The 609-nt window shown below is 49.3% G+C and carries 1 protein-coding gene; it reads left to right on the forward strand.

Annotated features, from left to right (window positions below; genetic code table 11):
• The coding region (locus PGX78_RS09170; RefSeq protein WP_270446664.1) for an MOSC domain-containing protein at positions 1–609 on the forward strand (609 nt) is incomplete at both ends.

A 609-nucleotide genomic window follows, 5' to 3' on the forward strand; every position in this document is an offset into this window, starting at 1 on the left:
GGTGAGCCTTCTTTCTGCCGATAAGATAAAAGCATTTAGAGAAAAAGGGGCTCATGTAGATTTCGGAGCCTTCGGCGAAAACCTGGTCGTTTCAGGTTTCGATTTTGCTACTTTACCGGTAGGTACCTTGTTGCGCTCCGGGGACGTACTCTTGGAAATGACGCAAATCGGCAAGGAATGCCATACTCATTGTGCCATTTATCATTCCGTCGGTGACTGTATTATGCCGCGAGAAGGCGTATTTGCACGTGTTCTTGAGGGCGGAATGCTGCACTGCGGTGATGAATTGGTCATTGAAGAGCGTAAAGGGCCGCGTCCCTATCAAGCGGCCGTTATTACCTTGTCCGATAAAGGCAGTCGCGGAGAACGCGTAGACGAAAGCGGCCCGCTTATTGTAAAAAGATTGGAAAAGGAAGGTTTCGAAGTTATGGAAACTTTGCTTTTACCCGATAATGAAGAAAAACTGAAGAAAGAATTAATTCGCCTAGCCGATCAACGACAAGCAGATCTTATTTTGACAACAGGCGGTACGGGGTTCGCGCCGACTGATGTGACTCCCGAGGCAACTCTGGCCGTGGCGGATCGTATGGTTCCGGGAATCGCCGAAGC

The organism is Megasphaera sp. AF13-6AC (genome assembly GCF_027685385.1).
Taxonomy (GTDB): domain Bacteria; phylum Bacillota; class Negativicutes; order Veillonellales; family Megasphaeraceae; genus Megasphaera; species Megasphaera micronuciformis.